Source organism: Roseburia sp. AF20-18LB (assembly GCF_003461185.1).
GTDB classification, from domain to species: domain Bacteria; phylum Bacillota; class Clostridia; order Lachnospirales; family Lachnospiraceae; genus Roseburia_C; species Roseburia_C amylophila.
The window spans coordinates 104,939-127,097 of the sequence record NZ_QTWP01000007.1 but is presented as its reverse complement, the minus strand read 5'-3'; the positions used below and the strand labels follow the sequence as shown (position 1 = coordinate 127,097).

The window sequence follows — 22,159 nt, the reverse complement described above, 5'->3', positions numbered from 1 at the left end:
CAGTATATTTTTTACTTCTTTAAAAGACCTTTGAATTGTAGTAAATTTAGTATGCAGGGCAGGCTTACGGTAGGAAAAAAGCAAAGCCTTTCTGGAAAAGCAGTTTGATTTGAATTTCATGAGGCATACCCTTTTTTAGATATTATATGCAAAAGGATATAGAAAAATATATAAATATAGAGGAAATCATTTGGAAAAGAAAATTCTGATTGCCTGTGCAATGCAGCAGGATGAAATTGAAAAGTACAGAAAACAATTAAATATAACATATCCTGTTGTATATCTGCAACGTGGATTGCATAGAAACCCGTCTGTATTAAGAAATCTGCTGCAGCAGGAGATTGACAGGCACCAGGATGTGGATATAATCCTGCTCACCTATGGATTGTGCGGGCGGGGCACGGAAGGGATTGTGAGCTGGAATACCGAGCTTGTAATGCCACGTTTCCACGACTGCATCCACCAGCTTTTGGAGAATCATGTGGATAAGAATTCTCTTTATGCGACAAGAGCGTGGACAATTGACAAGGAGTCCATTGGAGGCCAGTGCAGTACCGTTCTTGCTGCTTATGGCAGAGAACGGGGGATGGAAGTTTTAGATACAATCTATGGCGATTATGAGAAGATTACTTTAATAGATACGCAAAGCTATGATATAAAGAAAACCAAAGATGGACTGAAAAGACCTGCAGAACTTCTAAATAAGAAGCTGGCGGTGGAGCCATCCGACTGCAATATTATAAGAAAGCTTTTATCTGGAAAATGGGATTGTAATTTCGTTCATCTTGAAAAAGGAGAGCGTGTCACAGAAAGACACTTTATATAAGAAAACCGGCGTTCTAATTTAGAATAAAGTCTAATATCAGGAAGCCGGTTTTATGCTGTATGCTCTGCAGTTTATTATTTTTTCATTTCGTCCATATAGACAGCAATTTTTTTATCCATACCAATAATATGGTTGGATAACCAGCCCAGCAGGAACTGGATCAGTTCCAGAAGATAAGTCTGCTGGTTATTGTCCATATCGTCAAGTTCTGAGAAGTCAATTTCTACCAGGCGTTCAACGAAAACAGTGTGGGCACGCTTCTGGGCAGCCAGTTCCGGATAGTGCATCTTCTCCATCAGCATTTCCTCATCAGCAAAATGAAATTGTGTATAATCCTTTAATTCCACTAAAAGTCGCATAATTTCATCATATTTGTCATGCAGCAGATCGTTTTGAATCAGGTCATTGGTCTCTTTTATAATCTCAAAGAGACGGCGGTGCTCTTTATCCACAAGGTCAATTCCGGTCTTGTATTTGTCCGTAAAGGCAAATGGGTCTTCGGAAGTCCCTTCAACTGCGGACATTTTTCCAATCATCATATCACTGCTTAAGATATGGTGGTACAGCCAGCGTACCAGATAGGAAAGCAGTTCTTCGAAAGATGCTCTGGCAGCCTCTTTTGAGGACTTATCTAAAATAAAGGAATTGATTTTCTCAGCAAATTCAGCATGTTCCTTTTTCTGAAGAGGAAGCTCCGGGTCATGAATCTCTTCCATATAAGCCTCTTCATGGGCGAAATGTGTATTCGCATAATCCTTCAGATGAAGAAGCAGGCTCTGGGCAGTTCCGGAAATATCCTCGGTTGTTTTAACAAGGGAAAGAGCATCATTTATCATCTGGAATAATTTGCGGTGTTCCTCATCAATTTGTGGAATATGAATCAAACAATCTTCTGTAAATTCGTACATGGTATACATCTCCTTACATTGTATCAATGATTTATGCTACGACGTATTATAAACCCTCAGAAGATAAGCCACAATAAAAAAAGAAAAATTTATAAAAATTTCACTGATAAACCAACTCCGGATGCTCAGGCAAATGGTTCATCTCATGGGTCATGCATCCGGCAGTGTCCGTGCACTGGCACTATCGGAAAGGTCATAAAGGAATATTTCTGGAAGTAATCAGCTTGCAGATAGGATTTCCCCTGGAAGAGAATTTCTCTTCGTATTCGGTCATGATATTGCCTTCGTTCATGGCAGTATCATGGTGTAAATCCCTTGTAAATGCGTCCAGATTCCAGCCTGCAGCATCGATTTCTTCTAAGGAGAAGTCAAAAAGTCCTACGTTATCGGTCTTAAACTCAATCTGTCCGTCATCTTTTAAGACTTTGTCATAGCGCTCTAAGAACTGGCGGGAGGTCAGTCTTCTTTTGGCATGGCGGTCCTTTGGCCATGGGTCGGAGAAATTAAGATAAATGCGGTCTAACTCGCCCTTTTCGAAGAAGTCCGGCAGAAGTGCCGCATCTTCACACAGAAGGCGTAAGTTTGGCAGTGGATTTTCTTCCAATTTCTGGAGTCCGCGATACAATACGCTTTCGTAACGTTCCATGCCAAGATAGTTGATATCCGGATTCCGGGCAGCTAAGTCCATGATAAAGCGTCCCTTGCCCATGCCGATTTCAATGCGGATCGGGTGGTCATTTCCAAATATTTCATTCCAGTGTCCTTTATGGGAAGCGGCATCCTTGATACAGAGGTCACTGGCTTCTACAGCCGGCGCAGCCGCCGGGATATTGCGAAGTCTCATAATATGAAATCCTTTCTACTTATATATATCTTTCGAAAACAATTTATCATATTTATGGTTTAAAAGAAAGAGAATTGTGAATATTAATGGAAAGGTATTGCACCATGGAAATGGATTGATATATACTTAAAGGTAAGAATGATTTAGGAGCAGCAGAAAATGAAAAAGAAAAAGAGAATATTAAGTTTCGGACTGGCAGTGTGCTGTTTTGTCGGCTTATTGGGTATAAACACACAAAAGGTAAAGGCGGCAGAGTACTGGCCCCAGGACCCGGAAACCGAATCACCCAATGCGATTGTGATGGAAGAGAGCACAGGAACGGTTCTTTATGATAAGAATTCCACGGAGCAGCATTGTCCGGCAAGTATCACGAAGATTATGACCACGCTTCTGGCACTGGAAAATTGTTCGCTGGATGAGACAGTAACATTTTCCAAAGAGGCGGTTTATAACACCCATGGTTCCGGAATCTCCAGGGATGTGGGAGAGCAGATGACCATGGAGGAATGCCTTTATGCAGTCATGCTGGAGTCTGCCAATGAATGTGCCTATGCGGTAGCGGAGCATGTAGGCGGAACCGTTGAGAATTTCGTTCAGATGATGAATGACAAAGCGGCAGAGTTAGGTTGTGTGAATACACATTTTAACAATCCACACGGACTATCTGAGGGAGAGGATGCAACCCTTCACTACACCTGCTGTTATGATATGGCACTGATTGCAAAGGCGGCTTACCAGAATGAGACTTTCCGTGCGATTACGGCAACAAAGACCTATCAGATTCCACCAACCAACAAGCATGATGAAATCACCTATCTGCAGAATCATAATGAAATGATTCATGCCTTTAAAACCAGAGGACAGTATCTATATGAATACTGTGTAGGTGGTAAGACCGGATACACCACAGCGGCAAACAGTACGCTGGTTACCTTTGCAGAAAAGGACGATATGACACTTATCTGTGTCATTATGAATGCCCAGTCGCCAGCGCAGTGGACAGACAGTATTGCATTGTATAATTATTATTTTGAGAACTTTTCGCTATATAATGTAGCTCAGAATGAGACAAGGCTTGAAAATGGAGAAATGGATACAGGAATGCTCAATACCAATTCCTCCTTTGTAAAGATAGACCCGGCGGGAAATATCGTTCTGCCAAAGAGTGCAGAATTCAGCGAAGCTACGCCAACAGTAAGCTATGATAATACTTCGGATGATGTGTTGGCAAATATCAGATATACATTTGCAGGACATGATGTAGGCGGTGCGGATATTGTTTCCACCGGAGTAAAAGCAGATACGTTCTCTTTTGATAATGTAAAAGCAGAAGAGATTTCTACGGAAGCAGGAACCAGGACCACTACGAAGCATAAGTTCCAGATAAACATCTGGAAAGTGTTATTGGGAATTCTTGGTGTCGCAGCCCTTGTGGTCATAGCATTTCTGATTCGGAGACTTGCGGATAATTTCTATATTATCAGACACAAATATTTCTCAAAGAGCAGACCGGATAAGCGTTACAAAACTATAAAGAGAAACTATCGCAGCAAGAGAAGACGGCACAGAAGAAGAAAATAGTCTCGAAAATTGCTATAGAACAACTGAAAAAGACAAGAATAAAAAGAAACGACAATATTTAAATTTAAATATTGTCGTTTTACGTTATCTTGGACATTAAAGTTAGGACGAGTTATATTCTGATAATTTGTGGATAAATCCATTATTATTCTGTTATCGTAGCAGAGTTATCCACACTATTTGGATAATTATCATCAATTTGTGGATAACAGAGTCTGGAGGTAGGAAAGGATACGGCTGCGCTCCCTGGTGTAGATAATGATACCATTATAAGCCTTTACCATAGTATCATAATGTCCCTTTAAGCTGATGGAAGAACTTAAGGTATACATCAGATAATCGGCAAGCTCGGTTGGTACTTCAATCAGTACCGGTTCGGATTCCTCCAGACTTTTTAAAGAAGCTTCACTGGATTGCAGCAGGCGGCTGATTTCTTTGTCCTGCTCAAATTGCTCGGATGTTTTATTTACAATAAAGTAACCTCTCTCATCCCGGGGCATATCCATTGCCTTGATGGCACGCTGCACCTGTTTGGTCAGTGCATCGGAAGCGGGGTACAGGGACTGGAAATATCCCATAAAATCCGAAGCCTGACGGAAATGTTCATTGCAGCCCTTTTCTAATACTTCTGTGACCAGAATACGTTTGATAATCTTCTGGCAGGTTTCCCGGGAAGGGTTTTTTCGGGTAGTATTTTCTGTTTCCATAGATACCTCATTTATTAAAAACAAGCGTATATTCAAATAGACATATACGACATTAAATATTGTTCCAAATAAATTATACGACAAGAAAACAACTTTTACAACGACAAACTGAAAAATATAAGACAAATTGCAACAGAAATTGACAAGCGGCAAAAATTAACTTATACTAGAAGAAAAATGCGAAGGAGCGATATCTATGAATGCGAAGCAGAAAGAGCAGACCATTGAAGAGATAAAGAAGCTTTTAGAAGAAAATAATGGCATTGTGAAAGCCGAAAAATTATATCCTTTGGGATTGACCTATAAAAGTATTCAGGGACTGGTGAAAGCCGGCATACTTGACCATGTAAAGAGTGGATATTATTCCATGGGGTATGAAGAGAAGCCGCAGGAAGAAATTATTCTGGGACTGTTCCCGGATGGAATTTTATGTATGGACAGCGCCCTTTACTATTACGGTTATATTGAGAAGCGTCCTTATGAATGGAGTATTGCCATCAGCAAGAATACTTCGAAGTCAAGGTTCCGCATGGAATACCCGGTGGTGAAACCATATTATACAGAGCCGGAAGTCATGGAGCTTGGTGTAACGGCCATTCCTTTTGCCGGTGGCGAGATGAAGATTTATGAAAAAGAGCGTCTTATCTGTGACTGCCTCAAGTACGAGGAACGTCTGGAGCGGGAGGATTTAAAGAAGGCGCTGCTGGCATTTATCAATGAGCCAAAGAAAGATATTGCAAAATTAATGGAATATGCCAGAGCCCGCAAGGTTGTGGCAAAGATTCAGAGCAGAATTGGAGTGTGGCTGTAGTGGCAGAGTGCATACTGAGAGAATCATTGATCCGGCAGAGAAGTGAGGACTTGCAAATCCCTTTTGTGGACCTGCTTCCTTCTGCAGTAACCGAGTATTTTCTATATCAGATAAGTAAATCAACATTTGCAGAGAAGCTTTATCTTAGAAATGGCAGCAGCCTCGGTGTGGAGAATTATCGCCGGAAGAGAGTCTTTTCCCTTTCCTATTATTATCAGGTGATAAAGGATGAGCATTTAACGGAAATGCAGTTAGGGCAGCTCATGAAAGAGGTGTTAAGCCGGAAGCCGGAGTATGTCTATCAGATAGAGAAAGAAAGGGCGGGCAGCTATCAGATAGAGGTGTTGGCAAAATCAAAGGAGCATGAAGTTCCCATTACCCTGCGTTTTCAGGAGCTTCGGGACGAGCAGATGCAGCCTGCTCATGGAGAATTGCCATTTTTCTTACAGGAGAATACGGTAATAAAGTTTCTGCAATATCCTTATGAGCAGGTTGTGGCAGAGAATTTTGTGGAAATCTTAGAGAAAATGGAATTAATCAACGACCTGTCCTGCTATGAAGAAATTTATGGAATCTTAAAGAAAGAGGCGTTAGATGGCAGAAAGGTTGAGCAGCAGGTTATTGAAATTGGAACAAAGAGAGAGCTGGCCTTTGGAAAAGACCGGCTGGATACCGTCCTTCACTATAAGGATTATACTTATATGAAACGGAAATGGACGGCATACTTAAAGAGGGAACGCAAAAAAGAGCCAGACTGGGTGGAAGTGATGACTCTTTTGGAAGCCTTCTTCCCACCGGTCTGGCGTGCAATTATCAGAGATGAAATTTTTATCGGAGACTGGATGCCGGAGCTGTGCCGTTTCCTGTAGATACTTAATGGCTATAGTCGCGGATCAGCGTCTTTAAGAAGCCAAGAAGTGACTTTGGCTTGCGGAAGTCAAAGCAAGGAACTTCTTCGCATTTGTAACCGAAATCACTGGCGATGGCAACAAGACCGGAAAGGGGATGCAGCGGAGTCTCATTTAACTCACTGCTCAAAAGCTCGATTTTAAAGCAGTCTTCATCTTCTAAATCGCAGGTGAGGATGAGGTCTACATTTGTAATATTGGAAAAATCTTTTTCTGAATCAAAGATGGCAGCCTTAATGCCATCTTTTTTTAATGCCTCCAATAGCTGGATGCAGAAGGTCTTTTTATCAATAATGGAATCCCCCACCAGCGATACCACGGGAATAAAAGAAGCAATATTGCCTGTTGCCGGAAGCTCCAGATTGCTGTCTTCATCAAAAAGCTCTCCCCGTTCGGAAAGCAGCTTTAAGGCATGATAATAATGGGTGCGGGTATTGATGTTAAAAAATTGTTCATTCAGTGGAACCGGACATATATTTGCCAGCTCGTTTTCCGGGATATAGCCGGCATTGCATTTCTCATGAAGCCGGTTAAAGGAATATTGGTGAAAGAGCATGGCTTTTCCCACCTGCGGAATGCAGCTTTTAGAATAGACTGCGGAAAGAGTCTCCAACTGGTCATTGGCGCGCTCAATCGCCCAGATAGGATGCTCCTGTGGCTGTGACAGCAGGTAAAGCCCCAGTGCCGGTTCTACAAAAGGTGTATCTACGGAAATGAAGAAGGCACGTTCCTCAGAAATCATGGAAAGTGCGCTGAAGATACCGGACAGCGGACCGGCATTTCCATAGATGTCTCCAATGGTTGTCACCGGAAGATTCAGATGCGCATAATCATTTTTCTGCTGGACAGAAAGGTAGATTTTCGGAAAATCCGGCTGAAATTTCCGGACCAGATATTCAATCAGGCAGCAGTCCCCAAAAGGGAGCAAAGCCTTGTCCGTTCCAATTCTTGTACTTTTCCCACCACATAGTATAACCAGTGCATGACTCATAACATTTACCTCATGTAACATTTTACCTTCTCAAAAGTTCTTCCATCATAACATAAATCAGTCTGACTGTAAAACAAACATATCATTTCGCATATGTACCCGTTCAATTTCATTACGGCGGTAGGTCTGAATCAGATAGTGATTTTTCCGGTCAAAGACCAGGGAAATTTTTTTTGTAAATGTGGAAGTTCCCGGTGCATATTCGATGATGTGCAGGGATGCACGGTACTGTTTCTTTATTTTCCAGATGTCCATAAGACCGATTCCGCTGCCGCCACTGTCCTTGTGGGTGGTGTGCCGGGTCTGACCAAAGTCCTCAAAGAGCTGCACATCAAAGGCATTCCCACTGTCAGAAATCTCCAGGGTGGAAGTATCTTCGTCATGGCAAAGGCAGACAGAAAGACTGCGCACCTCATTATCACCAATGGCAATCATGGCATTTTCCAGCAAATCCGCCAGAAGGTGGGAAAGGTCTTCCCCGGAAATGATATCTTCCGTCATTTTTACAATATTGCCTGTGATATGCATGGAAAAGTTGATATTTTGTGCCAGGGCACGCTGCTGCATATAGGTAAAAAGCGCATCTAAAACACAGACCCCGGTTGCAGGAAGAGCATGTTCATCATGGCGGTAGGAGTTCAGCGTACCTTTCCGATCCTGTGCCATGGTCTTTAACCCGCTGGCAAGCTGTTCGCCTTTCTTTCTGGTATCACCGTCTGTGATCCCATCCTCTAAATATTCGCAGACAGCCAGTTCCATTGCCGGAATCAGCTTGTTATCTTTATGAATAATCTTAGCCAGGGCATCATTATTTTCCTCTAATTTCCGGATGCGGTTATCTTTCTCAATGAGTTCATTCTGTAAAGCCTTAAGCTCCGCCTGCCGCAGCTTCTCCCGGTAGTCACGGGTAATCCGGAACCGCCACCAGCAATAAAGCAGAAGTCCAATCAGGAAAAGGGCGATGAGGAGAAAGAGGAACTGCATGTCAGGAATGGAATCATAAAAGCTGATTATGGTAACAATGAGCAGAATAAAACAGCTTAAGATAAAACCTGTGGCAGAAGAGCCGATTTGATAGAGAAATGGCATGCCACGGCGGAGCCTTTTGATTTTGAAAAGAAGGAATATTAAGAGCAATTCAAGAAGTCCACCTGAAATTTGAATCAGAGCATATGGCAGGTTGTAATTTCCATAAAAGAAGGGTAATAGTGCGAATCCTATAAGAACACCTGAAATTGCAAGAAAAATGAAATTTACACTAAGAGAAATGGTAAAGGATAGCAGACTTAATGTAAGCTGTATCTTAGTTACCAAAGTAAGTATAAAAGCATTTAAAAGGACAAAGACAGGGATTGCAAATAGAGGCAGACATGCATTGATAAAATTAAATAGGAAAGCTTCACCAATGAATATAAAAGAAAGAAGAATAGCATATTTCTTTTGCGAAAGTTTAAAATTTAATAATTTAAAATATAAATAGTAGCAACATAAAAGGTCAAAGAACCAACGAATTATATTTTGAATCATACAATACCTCATATAAATGTATTAAAAATCATATAAAAACCAACCCGATTTTAAACCTAAGAAATGTTCCGAATTTTTCTATAATCTCCTTACATTTTTGAAAAGGAGGAATAGAAATGGATTGGTTATTAGATTTTATCAAGCAGTTTATCAAACATTAACGTCCATCCGTAATCTTTTCCGCGTAAAAGTAAATGAACTCCTTAATGGTAGGCATTCCGCGGTCAGGATTAATGTGGGCGGTGTAGCAGTTAAGAAGAGTTTCGGTGTCATTGGAATTCCATGCGCGGTTGATGGCATTCTGCATGGCACGTTCCACACTGGAATTACTCTTCTTATACTTGTTACCAAGAATCTGGGAAATGTTTGTGGTCGGTCCGTCAATTGTTATCATAATGGCATCGGTCAGATATTTGTAACCGACAACTTTTGGGTTGATCCCAATGAGTTCCAGTTCCCGGTGGATTCTGCGGATAAGTCCCTGCTCTAAATCTTTTTGATTATCTTTCATATAAGAAGTATTGGATGTGGATTCTGTCATTTCAATCATAGGAAGAAGCTGTTCGAGAAAATCAACAGCAGATTCCGGAGAATACGAATCTTCATATTTGCCGATAATGAAATCAGCACCAAGTCTTCGGGCGGATTCCAGTGTGATTTTGCTGGAGTTGTAAGTGGTAACAAGAATATAAGGCTTTTTCTCTAAGCCCAGTTTATTTAAGTCAGAGAGGAAAAACAGTCCGTTTCCGCCGCCATGATGCAATTCCAGATCAAGAATAACAGCGTCAGGAAGCGTATTCTGTACATATTGAATGCCAACATAAGAATTATTGGTGACGCCGGCTAAATCCATATTATCTTTGGACGCAATATAGTTTGAAATACGATTGCAGGTGTCCATATCATCTTCGATCAATAAAATGTGGAGCGTTTTTTCCATGTACAAGTCCTCCTGATTTACTCATATATCGTTTCAATAAAATAACATTTCACAAGGCATCTTTAAAATTAAGCTTATTATATCTCAAAAACCCCTTTGAAACAACAAAAAACAATACAAACCAACGAAAACCAACAACAAAAGCGTAAAGTTTGTGTTGGAAAAAAGTGGTAAACTACCCAGTAAGGAGTATCGATAAAAAATTTGAGTTGTGTAAAGTTATCATATAGATTCGGGTGGCTGCTTTCAAAACGGTCACCCGAAAGTCGTTTCTGACGGGAAAAATCCCTTGTCTTTTCCCCTTTCAAGCCGTACTATAGAAATAGGTATATCAATTAGAAAATCAGCCATTATCCAAAGGGTATGAAAGTATAATAACAGGCCAGGTGAACCATGACATATATAAAAGATGAATTATGTAAACTTGCATCCTCTGATATGTATCCCCTTCATATGCCGGGACATAAGCGGAGACTGGATTGTGACATCAATCCTTATACATATGATATTACAGAAATAGATGGATTTGATAATCTGCATGCCGCAGAAGGAATCATAAAGGAAGCCGAGGAGCGGGCAGCCGCATTATGGGGCGCAAAGAGTTCTTTCTTTCTGGTAAATGGAAGTACCTGCGGTATTTTAGCAGCACTCAGTGCCGCATTACCGAAAAAGGGACATCTTCTGATGGCACGAAACAGCCATAAGGCAGCATATCATGCAGCATATTTAAGAGAGTTACAGGTGACATATCTCTATCCGGTATTTACAGAATTCGGGATACAGGGTGGAATACTGCCGGAGCAGGTGGAAGCTGCATTAGAAGCGGATGAAAGTATTGAGGCTGTGTTTCTTACATCACCAACCTATGATGGAATCGTATCAGATATAGAAAAAATAGCAGAAATTGCCCATCAGCATGGGATTCCGCTGATTGTGGACGAAGCTCATGGTGCGCATCTTGGCTTTCATCCGTATTTCCCAAAATCAGCTATTACACTGGGAGCAGATGTGGTAATCCAGAGCCTGCATAAGACGCTTCCGGCACCTACACAGACTGCAATTCTGCATTGGAATTCTTCTTATATAAATAAGGAACGGTTGGAGTGGTTCTTAAATATCTATGAAACCAGTTCTCCATCCTACTTATTCTTGGCCAGTATAGATGAATGTGTGCGTCTGCTGACGGAAGAGAAAGAGAAGTATTTTGATGCATATGAGAAGCATCTGAAAGACTTTTATGAAAAAGCATCCCATTTTTCTAATGTGGAAGTCATGGGAGAAGTGGATTTAAAAGAGACAGAAGGCTTTGCCAAAGACCCGTCGAAGCTGGTACTCCGTGCCACGAAAGCCGGACTTTCCGGGGAAGAGCTGTATCAGCTGCTCAGGGAGAAATACCATTTGCAGTTAGAAATGTGTCAGGGAGACTATGCGCTGGCAATGACCAGTATTTTTGACAGCGAGGAAGGTTTTGACCGGCTGTATGCGGCACTGGAAGAAATTGATAAAAAAGAAGCCGCAGCAAGAAGAACAATAACGCCGCAGTTTCTGACCGAAGCCTATGCAAAGCGGACGGTCCGTATATCCATTGCAGAAGCACAGGATGCAAAGACAGCGGAAATGGGGCTGAAGGAAAGTGTTGGCAAGACAGCAGGAGCATTTGTCTATCTTTATCCGCCGGGCATCCCGATGCTGGTGCCGGGAGAAGAGATTTCCAAAGAAGCAGTGGCAGTGATAAAAACCTGCCGGGAGAATGCATTTCGTATTCATGGCGTGACTGAGGACGGAAAGATAAAAGTTGTCATTTCCTGAAAATTATTTTATACTAGAAAACAGACGGCAAAACCGTAGAAACAGGAGATTTACACATGGGAAAGATTTTCTGCCTGATGGGCAAGAGCTCAACAGGAAAAGATACCATATATAAGATGCTGCGGGATGAGAAAGCGTTGCAGCTTCAGACCATTGTACCATATACTACCCGGCCAATCCGTGCCGGTGAGACGGAGGGCGTAGAGTATCATTTTATTGATGAACAAAGGCTTTTGAATCTCGAAAAAGAAGGAAAAGTCATAGAACAGCGTGCATATGATACTATATACGGAATCTGGCGCTATGCCACAATTGCAGACGGGCAGGTCAATCTGTCGGAGCACAGCTATCTTCTGATTGGCACCCTTGCTGTGTATACACAGCTTTGTGCCTATTATGGAAAAGACGCAATCGTACCGATATATATAGAAGTAGAAGATGGTTTACGCCTGCAGCGGGCATTGGACCGGGAGCGGATGCAGGATAAGCCAAAGTATACAGAGCTTTGCAGGAGATTTCTTGCAGATGATGCGGATTTTGCAGAAGAAGCATTGGAAAAGGCAGGAATTACCAGACATTTTGAGAATGATAATCTGCAAAAGACAGTAGAGGAAATTGCAGCTTTTGTGCTATCATATAATGGATAGGTGATAAAATGGAGATTAGAGTAAACGACACTGCACCGGTGAATCAGACCACCGGAACCACGCCGGTAGACACCGGAGACGGCAGCTTTAAATTTACATTGACCAGTGCAATCGAAGAGCAGGAGCTTCAGCAGCGGTTGAACAGCCTCTTAGATGACATTACCAAGCAGGGTAATCTTATTGCACAGCATATGGACATCCGGGACATGAAGAAATACCGCGGACTGGTGAAGGATTTCTTAAATGAAGTCGTAACCCGTTCCCATAAATTTTCCAGAGAGAACTTTCTCGACCGGAAAGGCCGTCATCGTGTCTATGGAATCGTCAAGTTGGTGGATAAGAACTTAGACGAACTGGCAGAAGAGCTGGTGAAGGATGAGTCGGACCACATTACCATATTGGATAAAATCGGGGAAATTGCAGGCTTATTGCTGGACATTTTCACGTAAAAACAGGGCAGCCTAAGACAGCAGGAAGCTTCAGGAGAAAGGAGCGCACATGGCAGGATTTGCAGAAATCATTGGACATGAACAGATTATAGAGCATTTACAGAATGCAATAAAAATGGATAAAATATCCCATGCATATATATTGAACGGACCGGACAAATCCGGCAAGAAAATGCTGGCGGAGGCATTTGCCCAGACCCTGCAGTGTGAACAGCACGGCATTGAGCCCTGCATGGAGTGCCATTCCTGTAAGCAGGCAGTGAACCACAACCAGCCGGACATCATTTATGTCACACATGAGAAGCCGAATACGCTTTCCGTTGCAGATATCCGCAGCCAGCTTGTAAATGATGTAGATGTGAAGCCATACAGCAGCAGATATAAGATTTATATTGTAGATGAAGCAGAGAAAATGAACCAGCAGGCGCAGAATGCACTGTTAAAAACCATCGAAGAGCCGCCGGCATATGCGGTTATCATTCTGCTGACTACCAATGCGGATGCATTTTTACCGACGATTCTTTCCCGGTGTGTGGTATTGAACCTTAAGGTAGTTTCCGATGATAAAATCAGAAAATATCTGATGGAACACTGTAAAGTGCCGGATTATCAGGCGGATGTGTGTGTGGCATTTGCCCAGGGAAATGTGGGAAAGGCAATGGCGTTGGCATCTTCGGATGATTTTCAGGAGCTGAAAGCTGCAGCCGTGCAGTTATTAAAGCGAATCCATGAGATTGAGCTTTATGAATTTAAGGAAGCCATCAAACAGATTAACGAATATAAAATGGAAATCAACGATTATCTTGATATCATGATGATCTGGTTTCGGGACATTTTATTATATAAAGCAACAACAGATGTAAATGGACTGATATTTAAGGATGAAGTCTATGACATAAAGAAGCAGGCAAGCAAGAGTTCCTACAGTGGAATTGAAGCAATATTAGAAGCGTTGGAAAAGGCAAAGGTGCGCCTTACGGCAAATGTCAACTTTGACCTTGTGATGGAATTGTTGCTGCTGACAATAAAGGAGAATTAGAATGACAAAAGTAGTTGGAGTCAGATTCCGCAGAGCCGGAAAGATATATTATTTTGACCCGGGTAAAGCAAAGATGGCGGCAGGCAGCCATGTTATCGTGGAGACTGCCCGTGGCATAGAGTACGGAACCGTGCTGATTGCCCCGAAAGAGGTAGACGATAAAGCAGTGGTTCAGCCATTGAAGCCGGTCATCCGCGTGGCAACACCGGAGGACGATAAGACCGAGCAGAGAAATAAAGAGAAAGAAAAAGAAGCATACAAAATCTGTTTTGAGAAAATCGCAAAGCATAAGCTTGAAATGAAGCTGGTAGAAGCAGAGTATACCTTTGATAACAATAAGCTTCTGTTTTACTTTACCGCAGACGGACGAATTGATTTCCGTGAACTGGTAAAAGATCTGGCAGCAGTATTCCGTACCAGAATTGAGCTGCGCCAGATTGGAGTGAGAGACGAGACCAAGATTTTAGGCGGAATTGGAATCTGCGGAAGAGAATTATGCTGTAAATCCTATCTGGCTGATTTTGCTCCGGTATCCATTAAGATGGCAAAGGAGCAGAACCTGTCCTTAAATCCGACTAAGATTTCCGGTGTATGTGGCAGACTGATGTGCTGTCTGAAAAATGAGGCTGAAACATACGAATATTTAAACAGCCGTCTTCCGAATGTGGGTGATACCGTTACCACAATTGATGGATGTAAAGGTGAAGTACAGAGCATTAACGTATTGCGTCAGCTGGTGAAGGTCTTAATCGAAGTAAATGATGAGAAAGAACTTCGGGAATATAAGGTAAAAGAGCTGAAGTTCAAGCCAAGAAGACGCAGAGACAATATCAAACTTTCTCCGGAAGAGATGAAAGAGCTGGAAGCCTTAGAGGATAAGGGAGGAAAGTCTAAGATTAATGACGTCAAGTAATGAGATTCAATTAAAACCGGATGAGCGTGTGGACGAGCTGAATCGCAAGGGTTATCGTATCATTCAGGATACGAAGCAGTTCTGCTTTGGAATGGATGCGGTACTCTTAAGTGCTTTTGTAAAGGTAAAGCCGAAACAGAGAGTGTTAGACCTTGGAACCGGAACGGGAGTGATTCCTATCCTATTAGAGGCGAAGACTCCCGGAGAGCATTTTACCGGGCTTGAGATTCAGCCGGACAGTGCCGACATGGCAGGAAGAAGCGTTGCGTTAAATGGATTGACGGATAAAATCGATATCGTAACAGGAGATATAAAAGATGCCTCGAAGATCTTTGGGGCATCTTCTTTTGATATTATAACCACAAATCCGCCTTATATGATAGGACAGCACGGTCTTACGAATCCGGAGGAAGCAAAGGCAATTGCCCGCCATGAAATATTGTGCAATCTTACGGATATTATGAGAGAGAGTGCGAGAATACTAAAGCCGGGGGGACATTTTTTTATGGTACACCGTCCGTTTCGTCTGACGGAAATCATCTGTTGTATGCATGAGCATCGCATCGAGCCAAAGCGGATGCGGCTGGTATATCCATATGCAGACCGGGAGCCGAACATGGTACTTATCGAAGGCTGCAGAGGCGGGCGTTCCCGTATGACGGTGGAGAAGCCGCTGATTGTATACAAGGAACCGAATGTATACACCGATGAAATATATGAGATTTATGATTTGTAATGAAAGAAAGGAAAGACATATGTTTAATGAGATAACAATTGGACCGTTGACACTTCATACGTATGGACTGATGATTGGACTTGGATTTTTAGCCGCATATGCGATGTGTTATTACCGTGGAAAAAAGATGAAAATGGAAAAAAGCGGAGATATCCTTTATGGAATCTTCTGGTGTGCCATCATCGGCGGACTGGTGGGAACCAGATTGCTTTATTATATTGTAGAGATTCCGGAGATTATCAAAGACCCATCCATTCTCTGGGACTTTAAAAACGGTTATGTAGTATATGGAGGAATTATTGGAGGAATCTTAGTATCCTGGCTTTACTGCAGGATAAAGAAGGTATCTTTCATCGAATACTTTGACCTTGTTATGCCGGCAGTAGCACTGGCACAGGGCTTTGGAAGAATCGGATGCTTCTTTGCAGGCTGTTGTTACGGAAAAGCAACGGACAGCTGGTTTGGAATCACCTTTACTCATTCCGACTATGCTCCAAATGGAATCAAGCTGATACCAACACAGCTTATTTCATCTGCAGGAGACTTCATGATTTGCCTGATGCTGCTTGCTTATGCAAAGCGTAAGCCGAAAAAAGGCAGAGTGGCATCCTTATACTTAATGTTCTATGGAATCGGAAGATTTGGTGTGGAATTTTTAAGAAGTGATTACCGCGGAAGCGTGGGATTCCTTTCTACTTCCCAGTTTATTTCCATTGGTATTGTGGCAGCAGGCATCATACTCTATCAGATGTTGCCGCGCATTTATGAAGATGCGAAGAAAGCGGAGTAAGAAGATATATAATACCACTTAAATAAAAGAGGATAGATTATGGCAGGAAAACTGTATCTGTGTGCAACACCCATTGGAAATTTAGAGGACATCACGTTCCGGGTATTGCGTACCTTAAAGGAAGTAGATTTAATAGCGGCAGAGGATACGAGAAATTCCATTAAGCTCTTAAATCATTTTGAGATTAAGACACCGATGACCAGCTACCATGAATATAACAAAATTGAAAAGGCATACAAGCTGGTAGAGAAATTACAGGAAGGCAAAAATATTGCCCTGATAACAGATGCCGGAACACCGGGTATTTCAGATCCGGGAGAAGAACTGGTCCGTATCTGTTATGAGAATGGCATCGAAGTAACTTCCCTTCCGGGACCGGCAGCCTGCATTACCGCACTGACCATGTCTGGACTTCCCACCAGACGATTTGCTTTCGAGGCATTTCTTCCGAGGGATAAAAAAGAACGTGCCAGAGTCTTAGAGGAACTGGCTCAGGAGAGCCGAACCATGATAGTATACGAAGCTCCACACCACCTTCTCAAGACCTTAAAGGAGCTTTATGAAGTTCTTGGAAACCGTGAATTAACGGTTTGCAAGGAGCTGACCAAGCGATATGAGAATGCGACAAAAACGACATTTGAAGATGCTATAAAGATTTATGAGGACAACGAACCAAAAGGAGAATACGTTTTAATCATTTCAGGAAAGACATTTGAGACAAAGGAGCAGGAAGCAAGAGAAGCCTGGGAGAGCCTTTCCATCGAGGAACATATGGCACATTATGAGGCTTCCGGCATGGAACGAAAGGAAGCCATGAAGCAGGTGGCAAAGGACCGCGGCATCAGTAAGCGGGATGTCTATCAGGCATTGTTAAAAGAATAGGAAGAATAACAGGAAACCAATATAAGGGACAATGGACAGAGAGCAGCCATTGTCCCATTTTTGTGTAATATGAAAATAATCCACTTTTTTAAAAAGCTTTCGACTATTTTTTATAAAAAGTCAATGATACGATAAATAATATCAACCAGATAATGGAGAAAGTGTCGGGAAAAGGGTGACTTTAAAAGGGAAGAAAAGGAGGATTATGTATGCACAAAAGAGATCAGAAAGAAAAAAAGGAACTGCCTTTTTACAAGACGATTGCGATGAAACTGATTTTGGGATTTCTGGTTCCGGTAGCCGGAATCGTTATACTGGGGCTGGTTTCCTATAACAAATCTTCATACGCAATTGTAAGCAAGTATAAAGAATCGGTCGAGCAGACCATAAATATGATGCAGCAGTGCATCGGGCTTGCAGTATCTAGTGAGGAAGATGAATTCAAGCGGTATCTTACGGATACAGAGATGCAGAAATACATTTCCGGAATGTATACAGATTCAGAGGAAAAGAGCCAGAAGAAAAAGGTTACAGATGAAGTAAATACAAAGACAGTGGTAGACGAGAAAGTCAGTGGAATTGTTTTTCTGGCAGAGGGTGGGAAAAGTATTTCCGATAATACAAATCCGGTAAACAGTGCCGGATATTCGGAATATGTAGAAACACAACAGGGACAGAAAATGGCAGCAGATTCCACTGACTGGCTGATATTCGGGCAGGATAAAGAAGCGGATGAAGTACTTGGATTAGATAGCAGTACCTATAGCATCCGTCTTGTAAAAAATTATAATGCACAAAAGGGTGCAATTCTTATTGATATGGACGCTTCCTATCTGCGGAAAGTCATGGAATCCTTAAATCCGGGAACCGGCGGTTATACGGTGCTGGTGACCAGTGACGGACAGGAATTTTATGGACAGGAAGACAATATTCCGGATAGTACCATGATATATGACACCGGATTTTATAAGGAGGCACTTTCTACAGAGGATGAGACATTTAGTACAATGACAGAGATAAATGGAAAGAAGTATCTTTTCCTAAGCAGCCGGATTCCGGAAAAAGATGCACTTTTATGTGCCTTGGTGCCGGAAGAGAATATTATGGCAGAAGCAGCACAGATCCGGACATTGACGGTAATTCTTTCCATCTGTTTTGCCGTTGTTGCACTTATACTTGGCGTAATGATTGCGCAGAATATGTCCGGAACGATACATTATATTCTCCGCAAACTGCGTAAAGTAGCAGACGGAGACCTGACGATACATCTGACTACGAGAAAACAGGATGAATTCGGGCTTTTGTGTGAAGGAATCAATCATACCGTAGAACATGTAAAGGAACTGATTGTCCATGTCAATGAAGTGAGTAACCAGTTAAATGAAGCAGCAGGTTATGTCAATGAAGCGTCCGGCACTTTCTTAAAGACCTCTCAGAACATACAGGAGGCAGTGGAATGTATAGAAACAGGAGTAAATAAACTTGACAATGGAGCAGAAAACTGTCTGACACAGATGGATGCATTATCTGGTAAAATAGCAGATGTAAGTCTGCATGCACAGGAAATAAGTAATCTTACATCTTCTGCAGGAACAACGATTGAATCTGGCATACAATCGGTACAGGGACTGACCAGCAGTGCGGAATCTACGGTAGAGATAACCCGCAGCGTAATTGATGCAATTGAGGAATTGGAAGAACGTTCCAGAGCAATTAATGAGATTGTCGCAGCAATTAACCAGATTGCAGAGCAGACCAACCTGTTATCCCTGAATGCATTTATTGAAGCAGCCCGTGCCCAGGAGGCAGGAAAAGGATTTGCAGTAGTTGCAGAAGAAATCCGTAAATTATCGGATCAGTGTCTGGTATCAGCAGGACAGATATCGGATATTGTAGCAGAAATCGTGGAAAAGACCGGAGAAGTGGCAGAAATTGCACGAAAAGCAGAAGAAATAGTTTCTACACAAAGTGGTGCAGTAGAAGAGACGACGCAGTCCTTCCGGCAGATAGATACGCAGGTAGCCTCTTTGTTAATTGCATTGGATACAATCAGCAATAATGTATCGGAAATGGATAGCTCCCGTTCTGAGACATTAGAAGCAATAGAAGGCATTTCCGAAGTGTCCGGGGAAACGGCAGAATGTTCCGTTAAAGTATATGAGAGTGCAGATTCCCAGCTGGGTGCAGTAAAAGAATTAAAAGAAGCATCTGTAAATTTGAGAGAAAGAGCCAGCCGTTTAATCGAGACTTTGGGTAAATTTATCGTATAAAGAACAAAATTATATTAAAAAATTGCACTTTTTTGAAAGTTTGATGACTGTTTTTCAAAAAAAGTGAATGCTAGAATAGAATCATCAAATGAAGAGAGACATTTGAAAAAAGGAGGTATTATGATGAGGAAAAAAATTGTATCAGTGTTATTAACAACAGCAATGGTAACAGCAATGCTTGCAGGATGCGGCGGAAAAGATACTACAGCAAGTAGTGATGGTTCCGAGAAGAGCCCATCCGCAGAAGCAGGAAGTTCAAGCGGGGATGAAATTACATTGAAGGTATTCTCCAACCTGCCAGACCGTAAAAATGGTCAGGGACTGGTAGAACAGAAAATTATTGATGAGTACATGGAAGAGAATCCAAATGTAAAAATCGAAGTAGAAGCTTTGGATGAAGAAGCTTATAAGACAAAATTCAAAGCATACTCCATGGAAGGACTTCCGGATGTTGTAAGTATCTGGGGACAGCCGGCATTCTTAGACGAAGTGTTGGATGCAGGAGTACTTGCAGAATTAAATGAGTCAGATTATGATGATTATGGATTCGTATCCGGTTCCTTAGAAGGATTCAAGAAAGATGGAAAACTTTATGGACTTCCAAGAAATACAGATGTTGCCGGATTCTACTACAATCAGAAAATGTTTGAAGACAATGGCTGGGAAGTTCCAAAGACATATGATGAACTGTTGGAATTAGCAGGAACAATCAAGGATGCAGGCTATATTCCACTGGCAATGGATGGTGGAGATGGATGGCCAATGGCAGTTTATTTATCTGATTTACTTTACAAAGTAGCAGGAAGTGATTATTCCAGTATTGTAAGCAATGCAGTAGCAACTGGTGATTTTACAGATTCAAGCATTGTAAAAGCAACAGAACTACTGAAAGAAACAGCAGATGCAGGATTATTCCAGAATGGATATGATTCACAGGATTATGCAACTGCACAGAATCTTTTTATCAATGGTCAGGCTGCCATGTATTATATGGGAAGCTGGGATGCATCCATGGCATTGAATGAAGATATTGACGAAGATATCAGAACCAACATCCGTGTATTTACCATGCCGGTAGTAGACGGTGGAAAAGGAACTGCAACAGATATCGCAGCATGGAATGGTGGTGGATATGGAGTATCCGCATCTTCTGAACACAAAGATGAAGCAATCAAATTCTTAAATTATATGTATCAGCCGGATAAACTTTCCAAATATGGCTGGGAAAATGGTGTAGGAATGTCTGCACAGGATCAGTCAGCATATATGACAGGTGATGAAACAGAATTACAGATGCAGTTTGTAGATGCAGTAAATAATGCAACAAGTGTATCCGGAACCCCAATCAATGACTGTGGACCATCTGCATTTAAGACAGGCATTGAAAGTGAGATCCAGAGTGTTTCCAATGGAAGCATGAGCGTAGACGATTTCCTTTCTTCTATCGGAAAAGCCTGCCAGTAAACAAAATTAATTTCATAGCATTCTCCAAATTCTTTTAATTACATACCCTATCAGGAGCCGCAGATCAATCTGCGGTTCCTCTTTTTTTATGCATGCAGGAGAAAAAAACATATATAGGTATGTGAAAATATTACACCTTTTCTAAAGACTGGTATCTGTAAACCACATGGCCCGGTTGCTATAATTTTTATAAAGAAAAAACATAGGGAGGGAAAATATAGTGAAGAAACTTTACAGTAACAAGTGGGTTATTCTGAGTCTGGTACTTCCGGGGTTATTCTTATTTGTATTTGCAATATTAGCTCCAATCTGCCTCAGTGTATATTATGGATTTACCAACTACTCAGGAATGGGCTCTTATCAGTTTGTTGGGTGGGAGAATTACAAAAATCTGTTCCATGATGCAGCCTTTGGAACATCACTTCGGAACTCACTGCTTTTAGCAATCGGATTTATTTTTATCCAGCATCCGCTGGCAATGATCGTAGCAGCAGTCCTCGATAAGCTCGGAGGAAAAGGAGAGAACTTCTTCCGCTGCGTATACTTTATTCCAAATGTAATTTCCGTAGCAGTTATCGCATATCTGTGGAAATTCATTTACAATCCGGATTTTGGATTGCTGAATAACATTATCAAAGCCTTTGGCGGAAAAGGTGATATTAACTGGTTCAATTATGACACAGCAATATGGGCAGTCTTAATCGTCTTAATCTGGCATGGATTTGGATGGGGAATGTTAATTTACTACACCGGAATTAAAAATATTGATCCGGTATTGTATGAAGCAGCAGCAATTGACGGAGCGACACAGATACAGACCTTCTTTAAGATTACATTACCACAGATGAAGCCGGTTATTCAGGTAAATGTAACCATGGCTGTTATTTCTGCATTAAAGCAGATGGAGACGGTATATCTGTTAACCAATGGCGGTCCGGGAAATAGTACACAATTTGCAGCAAACTATCTGTATCAGCAGGCATTTAAAGCATACAAATATGGATATGGAAATGCAATCGGTGTGGTATTCATTATTATCTGTCTGTTAGTAACTGTAATTTTAAATAAGATTTTTGAAGAAAGAGAAGCAAAAATTAAAGTAAAGGAGGTCGCATAA

Annotated in this window: 22 protein-coding genes; 16 read left to right on the top strand and 6 right to left on the bottom strand. The window is 41.7% G+C overall.

What is annotated here, in order from left to right:
• The first annotated feature begins 190 nt into the window (after positions 1-190).
• Entirely contained in the window at positions 191-826 is a 636-nt protein-coding gene (locus DWX65_RS12255) for a DUF1638 domain-containing protein (RefSeq protein WP_118173515.1), read from the top strand.
• A 74-nt stretch (positions 827-900) separates the two neighbouring features.
• Here the strand turns inward: DWX65_RS12255 and DWX65_RS12250 are convergent, their stop codons facing one another.
• Together DWX65_RS12250 and trmB are read right to left on the bottom strand one after the other, a co-directional pair.
• Positions 901-1,734, bottom strand: coding sequence for a bacteriohemerythrin (locus DWX65_RS12250; RefSeq protein ID WP_117699114.1), 834 nt, complete (start codon positions 1,732-1,734; stop codon positions 901-903).
• Positions 1,735-1,927: 193 nt separating this feature from the next.
• Complete coding sequence (trmB, locus tag DWX65_RS12245) at positions 1,928-2,578, bottom strand: tRNA (guanosine(46)-N7)-methyltransferase TrmB (RefSeq protein WP_117699115.1); 651 nt, start codon at positions 2,576-2,578, stop codon at positions 1,928-1,930.
• A 159-nt stretch (positions 2,579-2,737) separates the two neighbouring features.
• Here trmB and DWX65_RS12240 point away from each other — a divergent pair, with 159 nt between their 5' ends.
• Positions 2,738-4,159, top strand: a complete 1,422-nt coding sequence (locus DWX65_RS12240; protein WP_118173514.1) for a D-alanyl-D-alanine carboxypeptidase family protein — start codon at positions 2,738-2,740, stop codon at positions 4,157-4,159.
• Between the two features lie 194 nt (positions 4,160-4,353).
• On the opposite strand, the gene DWX65_RS12235 is transcribed toward DWX65_RS12240, so the two are convergent.
• Complete coding sequence (locus tag DWX65_RS12235; RefSeq protein ID WP_117842281.1) at positions 4,354-4,866, bottom strand: hypothetical protein; 513 nt, start codon at positions 4,864-4,866, stop codon at positions 4,354-4,356.
• A gap of 196 nt (positions 4,867-5,062) precedes the next feature.
• On the opposite strand from DWX65_RS12235, the gene DWX65_RS12230 reads away from it, so the two are divergent.
• Together DWX65_RS12230 and DWX65_RS12225 are read left to right on the top strand one after the other, a co-directional pair.
• Positions 5,063-5,677 carry a type IV toxin-antitoxin system AbiEi family antitoxin domain-containing protein gene (locus DWX65_RS12230; RefSeq protein ID WP_117699118.1) on the top strand — a complete coding sequence of 205 codons (615 nt, stop codon included), beginning with the start codon at positions 5,063-5,065 and terminating at the stop codon, positions 5,675-5,677.
• Positions 5,677-6,546, top strand: a complete 870-nt coding sequence (locus DWX65_RS12225) for a hypothetical protein (protein WP_147339167.1) — start codon at positions 5,677-5,679, stop codon at positions 6,544-6,546. The genes DWX65_RS12230 and DWX65_RS12225 overlap by 1 nt, the downstream gene beginning before the upstream one ends.
• Positions 6,547-6,550: 4 nt before the next feature.
• Here the strand turns inward: DWX65_RS12225 and mobA are convergent, their stop codons facing one another.
• Both mobA and DWX65_RS12215 read right to left on the bottom strand, forming a co-directional pair.
• Positions 6,551-7,597, bottom strand: coding sequence for a molybdenum cofactor guanylyltransferase (gene mobA, locus DWX65_RS12220; RefSeq protein ID WP_242986267.1), 1,047 nt, complete (start codon positions 7,595-7,597; stop codon positions 6,551-6,553).
• A 36-nt stretch (positions 7,598-7,633) separates the two neighbouring features.
• Positions 7,634-8,665, bottom strand: coding sequence for an ATP-binding protein (locus tag DWX65_RS12215; RefSeq protein ID WP_158564739.1), 1,032 nt, complete (start codon positions 8,663-8,665; stop codon positions 7,634-7,636).
• A 157-nt stretch (positions 8,666-8,822) separates the two neighbouring features.
• Between DWX65_RS12215 and DWX65_RS15025 the strand changes: the two genes are divergently transcribed.
• The gene (locus DWX65_RS15025; protein ID WP_147404512.1) at positions 8,823-9,056 is read left to right on the top strand and encodes a hypothetical protein; all 234 of its coding nucleotides are present in this window, start codon (positions 8,823-8,825) and stop codon (positions 9,054-9,056) included.
• A 204-nt stretch (positions 9,057-9,260) separates the two neighbouring features.
• On the opposite strand, the gene DWX65_RS12210 is transcribed toward DWX65_RS15025, so the two are convergent.
• Entirely contained in the window at positions 9,261-10,043 is a 783-nt protein-coding gene (locus tag DWX65_RS12210) for a sporulation initiation factor Spo0A C-terminal domain-containing protein (protein WP_118173511.1), read from the bottom strand.
• A 393-nt stretch (positions 10,044-10,436) separates the two neighbouring features.
• Here DWX65_RS12210 and DWX65_RS12205 point away from each other — a divergent pair, with 393 nt between their 5' ends.
• The 11 genes from DWX65_RS12205 (at position 10,437) to DWX65_RS12155 (ending at position 22,159) form a co-directional block, all read left to right on the top strand.
• Positions 10,437-11,852 (top strand): aminotransferase class I/II-fold pyridoxal phosphate-dependent enzyme, encoded by a 1,416-nt coding sequence (locus DWX65_RS12205; RefSeq protein ID WP_118173510.1) that lies wholly within the window; start codon positions 10,437-10,439, stop codon positions 11,850-11,852.
• Positions 11,853-11,908: 56 nt separating this feature from the next.
• The gene (locus DWX65_RS12200; protein ID WP_022244282.1) at positions 11,909-12,499 is read left to right on the top strand and encodes a guanylate kinase; all 591 of its coding nucleotides are present in this window, start codon (positions 11,909-11,911) and stop codon (positions 12,497-12,499) included.
• Positions 12,500-12,507: 8 nt separating this feature from the next.
• The gene (locus tag DWX65_RS12195; RefSeq protein ID WP_022244281.1) at positions 12,508-12,948 is read left to right on the top strand and encodes a YaaR family protein; all 441 of its coding nucleotides are present in this window, start codon (positions 12,508-12,510) and stop codon (positions 12,946-12,948) included.
• Positions 12,949-12,997: 49 nt separating this feature from the next.
• The gene (locus DWX65_RS12190) at positions 12,998-13,987 is read left to right on the top strand and encodes a DNA polymerase III subunit (RefSeq protein ID WP_118173509.1); all 990 of its coding nucleotides are present in this window, start codon (positions 12,998-13,000) and stop codon (positions 13,985-13,987) included.
• Position 13,988: 1 nt separating this feature from the next.
• Positions 13,989-14,900 (top strand): PSP1 domain-containing protein, encoded by a 912-nt coding sequence (locus DWX65_RS12185; RefSeq protein WP_117842275.1) that lies wholly within the window; start codon positions 13,989-13,991, stop codon positions 14,898-14,900.
• Positions 14,887-15,636: a tRNA1(Val) (adenine(37)-N6)-methyltransferase gene (locus DWX65_RS12180; RefSeq protein WP_118173508.1), complete on the top strand. Its 750-nt coding sequence runs from the start codon at positions 14,887-14,889 to the stop codon at positions 15,634-15,636. Before DWX65_RS12185 ends, DWX65_RS12180 begins: the two co-directional genes overlap by 14 nt.
• A gap of 19 nt (positions 15,637-15,655) precedes the next feature.
• Entirely contained in the window at positions 15,656-16,426 is a 771-nt protein-coding gene (locus DWX65_RS12175; protein WP_118173531.1) for a prolipoprotein diacylglyceryl transferase, read from the top strand.
• Positions 16,427-16,465: 39 nt separating this feature from the next.
• Positions 16,466-17,308 (top strand): 16S rRNA (cytidine(1402)-2'-O)-methyltransferase, encoded by an 843-nt coding sequence (rsmI, locus tag DWX65_RS12170; protein WP_118173507.1) that lies wholly within the window; start codon positions 16,466-16,468, stop codon positions 17,306-17,308.
• Positions 17,309-17,517: 209 nt separating this feature from the next.
• On the top strand, positions 17,518-19,578 hold the full coding sequence (locus tag DWX65_RS12165; protein ID WP_117842272.1) for a methyl-accepting chemotaxis protein: 2,061 nt from the start codon (positions 17,518-17,520) through the stop codon (positions 19,576-19,578).
• Positions 19,579-19,701: 123 nt separating this feature from the next.
• On the top strand, positions 19,702-21,042 hold the full coding sequence (locus DWX65_RS12160; protein WP_117697937.1) for an ABC transporter substrate-binding protein: 1,341 nt from the start codon (positions 19,702-19,704) through the stop codon (positions 21,040-21,042).
• Positions 21,043-21,262: 220 nt separating this feature from the next.
• Positions 21,263-22,159: a carbohydrate ABC transporter permease gene (locus DWX65_RS12155; RefSeq protein ID WP_117697936.1), complete on the top strand. Its 897-nt coding sequence runs from the start codon at positions 21,263-21,265 to the stop codon at positions 22,157-22,159.

What these genes read in the sequence shown, in the direction of transcription:
- DWX65_RS12175 (WP_118173531.1), top strand. Translation starts at nt 15,656, where the DNA reads ATGTTTAATGAGATAACAATTGGACCGTTGACACTTCATACGTATGGA.
- DWX65_RS12240 (WP_118173514.1), top strand. Translation starts at nt 2,738, where the DNA reads ATGAAAAAGAAAAAGAGAATATTAAGTTTCGGACTGGCAGTGTGCTGT.
- DWX65_RS12190 (WP_118173509.1), top strand. Translation starts at nt 12,998, where the DNA reads ATGGCAGGATTTGCAGAAATCATTGGACATGAACAGATTATAGAGCAT.
- DWX65_RS12185 (WP_117842275.1), top strand. Translation starts at nt 13,989, where the DNA reads ATGACAAAAGTAGTTGGAGTCAGATTCCGCAGAGCCGGAAAGATATAT.
- DWX65_RS12180 (WP_118173508.1), top strand. Translation starts at nt 14,887, where the DNA reads ATGACGTCAAGTAATGAGATTCAATTAAAACCGGATGAGCGTGTGGAC.
- DWX65_RS12195 (WP_022244281.1), top strand. Translation starts at nt 12,508, where the DNA reads ATGGAGATTAGAGTAAACGACACTGCACCGGTGAATCAGACCACCGGA.
- DWX65_RS12230 (WP_117699118.1), top strand. Translation starts at nt 5,063, where the DNA reads ATGAATGCGAAGCAGAAAGAGCAGACCATTGAAGAGATAAAGAAGCTT.
- DWX65_RS12165 (WP_117842272.1), top strand. Translation starts at nt 17,518, where the DNA reads ATGCACAAAAGAGATCAGAAAGAAAAAAAGGAACTGCCTTTTTACAAG.
- rsmI (WP_118173507.1), top strand. Translation starts at nt 16,466, where the DNA reads ATGGCAGGAAAACTGTATCTGTGTGCAACACCCATTGGAAATTTAGAG.
- trmB (WP_117699115.1), bottom strand. Translation starts at nt 2,578, where the DNA reads ATGAGACTTCGCAATATCCCGGCGGCTGCGCCGGCTGTAGAAGCCAGT.
- DWX65_RS12235 (WP_117842281.1), bottom strand. Translation starts at nt 4,866, where the DNA reads ATGGAAACAGAAAATACTACCCGAAAAAACCCTTCCCGGGAAACCTGC.
- DWX65_RS12210 (WP_118173511.1), bottom strand. Translation starts at nt 10,043, where the DNA reads ATGGAAAAAACGCTCCACATTTTATTGATCGAAGATGATATGGACACC.
- DWX65_RS12160 (WP_117697937.1), top strand. Translation starts at nt 19,702, where the DNA reads ATGAGGAAAAAAATTGTATCAGTGTTATTAACAACAGCAATGGTAACA.
- DWX65_RS12250 (WP_117699114.1), bottom strand. Translation starts at nt 1,734, where the DNA reads ATGTACGAATTTACAGAAGATTGTTTGATTCATATTCCACAAATTGAT.
- DWX65_RS12215 (WP_158564739.1), bottom strand. Translation starts at nt 8,665, where the DNA reads ATGCCATTTCTCTATCAAATCGGCTCTTCTGCCACAGGTTTTATCTTA.
- DWX65_RS12205 (WP_118173510.1), top strand. Translation starts at nt 10,437, where the DNA reads ATGACATATATAAAAGATGAATTATGTAAACTTGCATCCTCTGATATG.
- DWX65_RS15025 (WP_147404512.1), top strand. Translation starts at nt 8,823, where the DNA reads ATGAAATTTACACTAAGAGAAATGGTAAAGGATAGCAGACTTAATGTA.
- mobA (WP_242986267.1), bottom strand. Translation starts at nt 7,597, where the DNA reads ATGTTACATGAGGTAAATGTTATGAGTCATGCACTGGTTATACTATGT.
- DWX65_RS12200 (WP_022244282.1), top strand. Translation starts at nt 11,909, where the DNA reads ATGGGAAAGATTTTCTGCCTGATGGGCAAGAGCTCAACAGGAAAAGAT.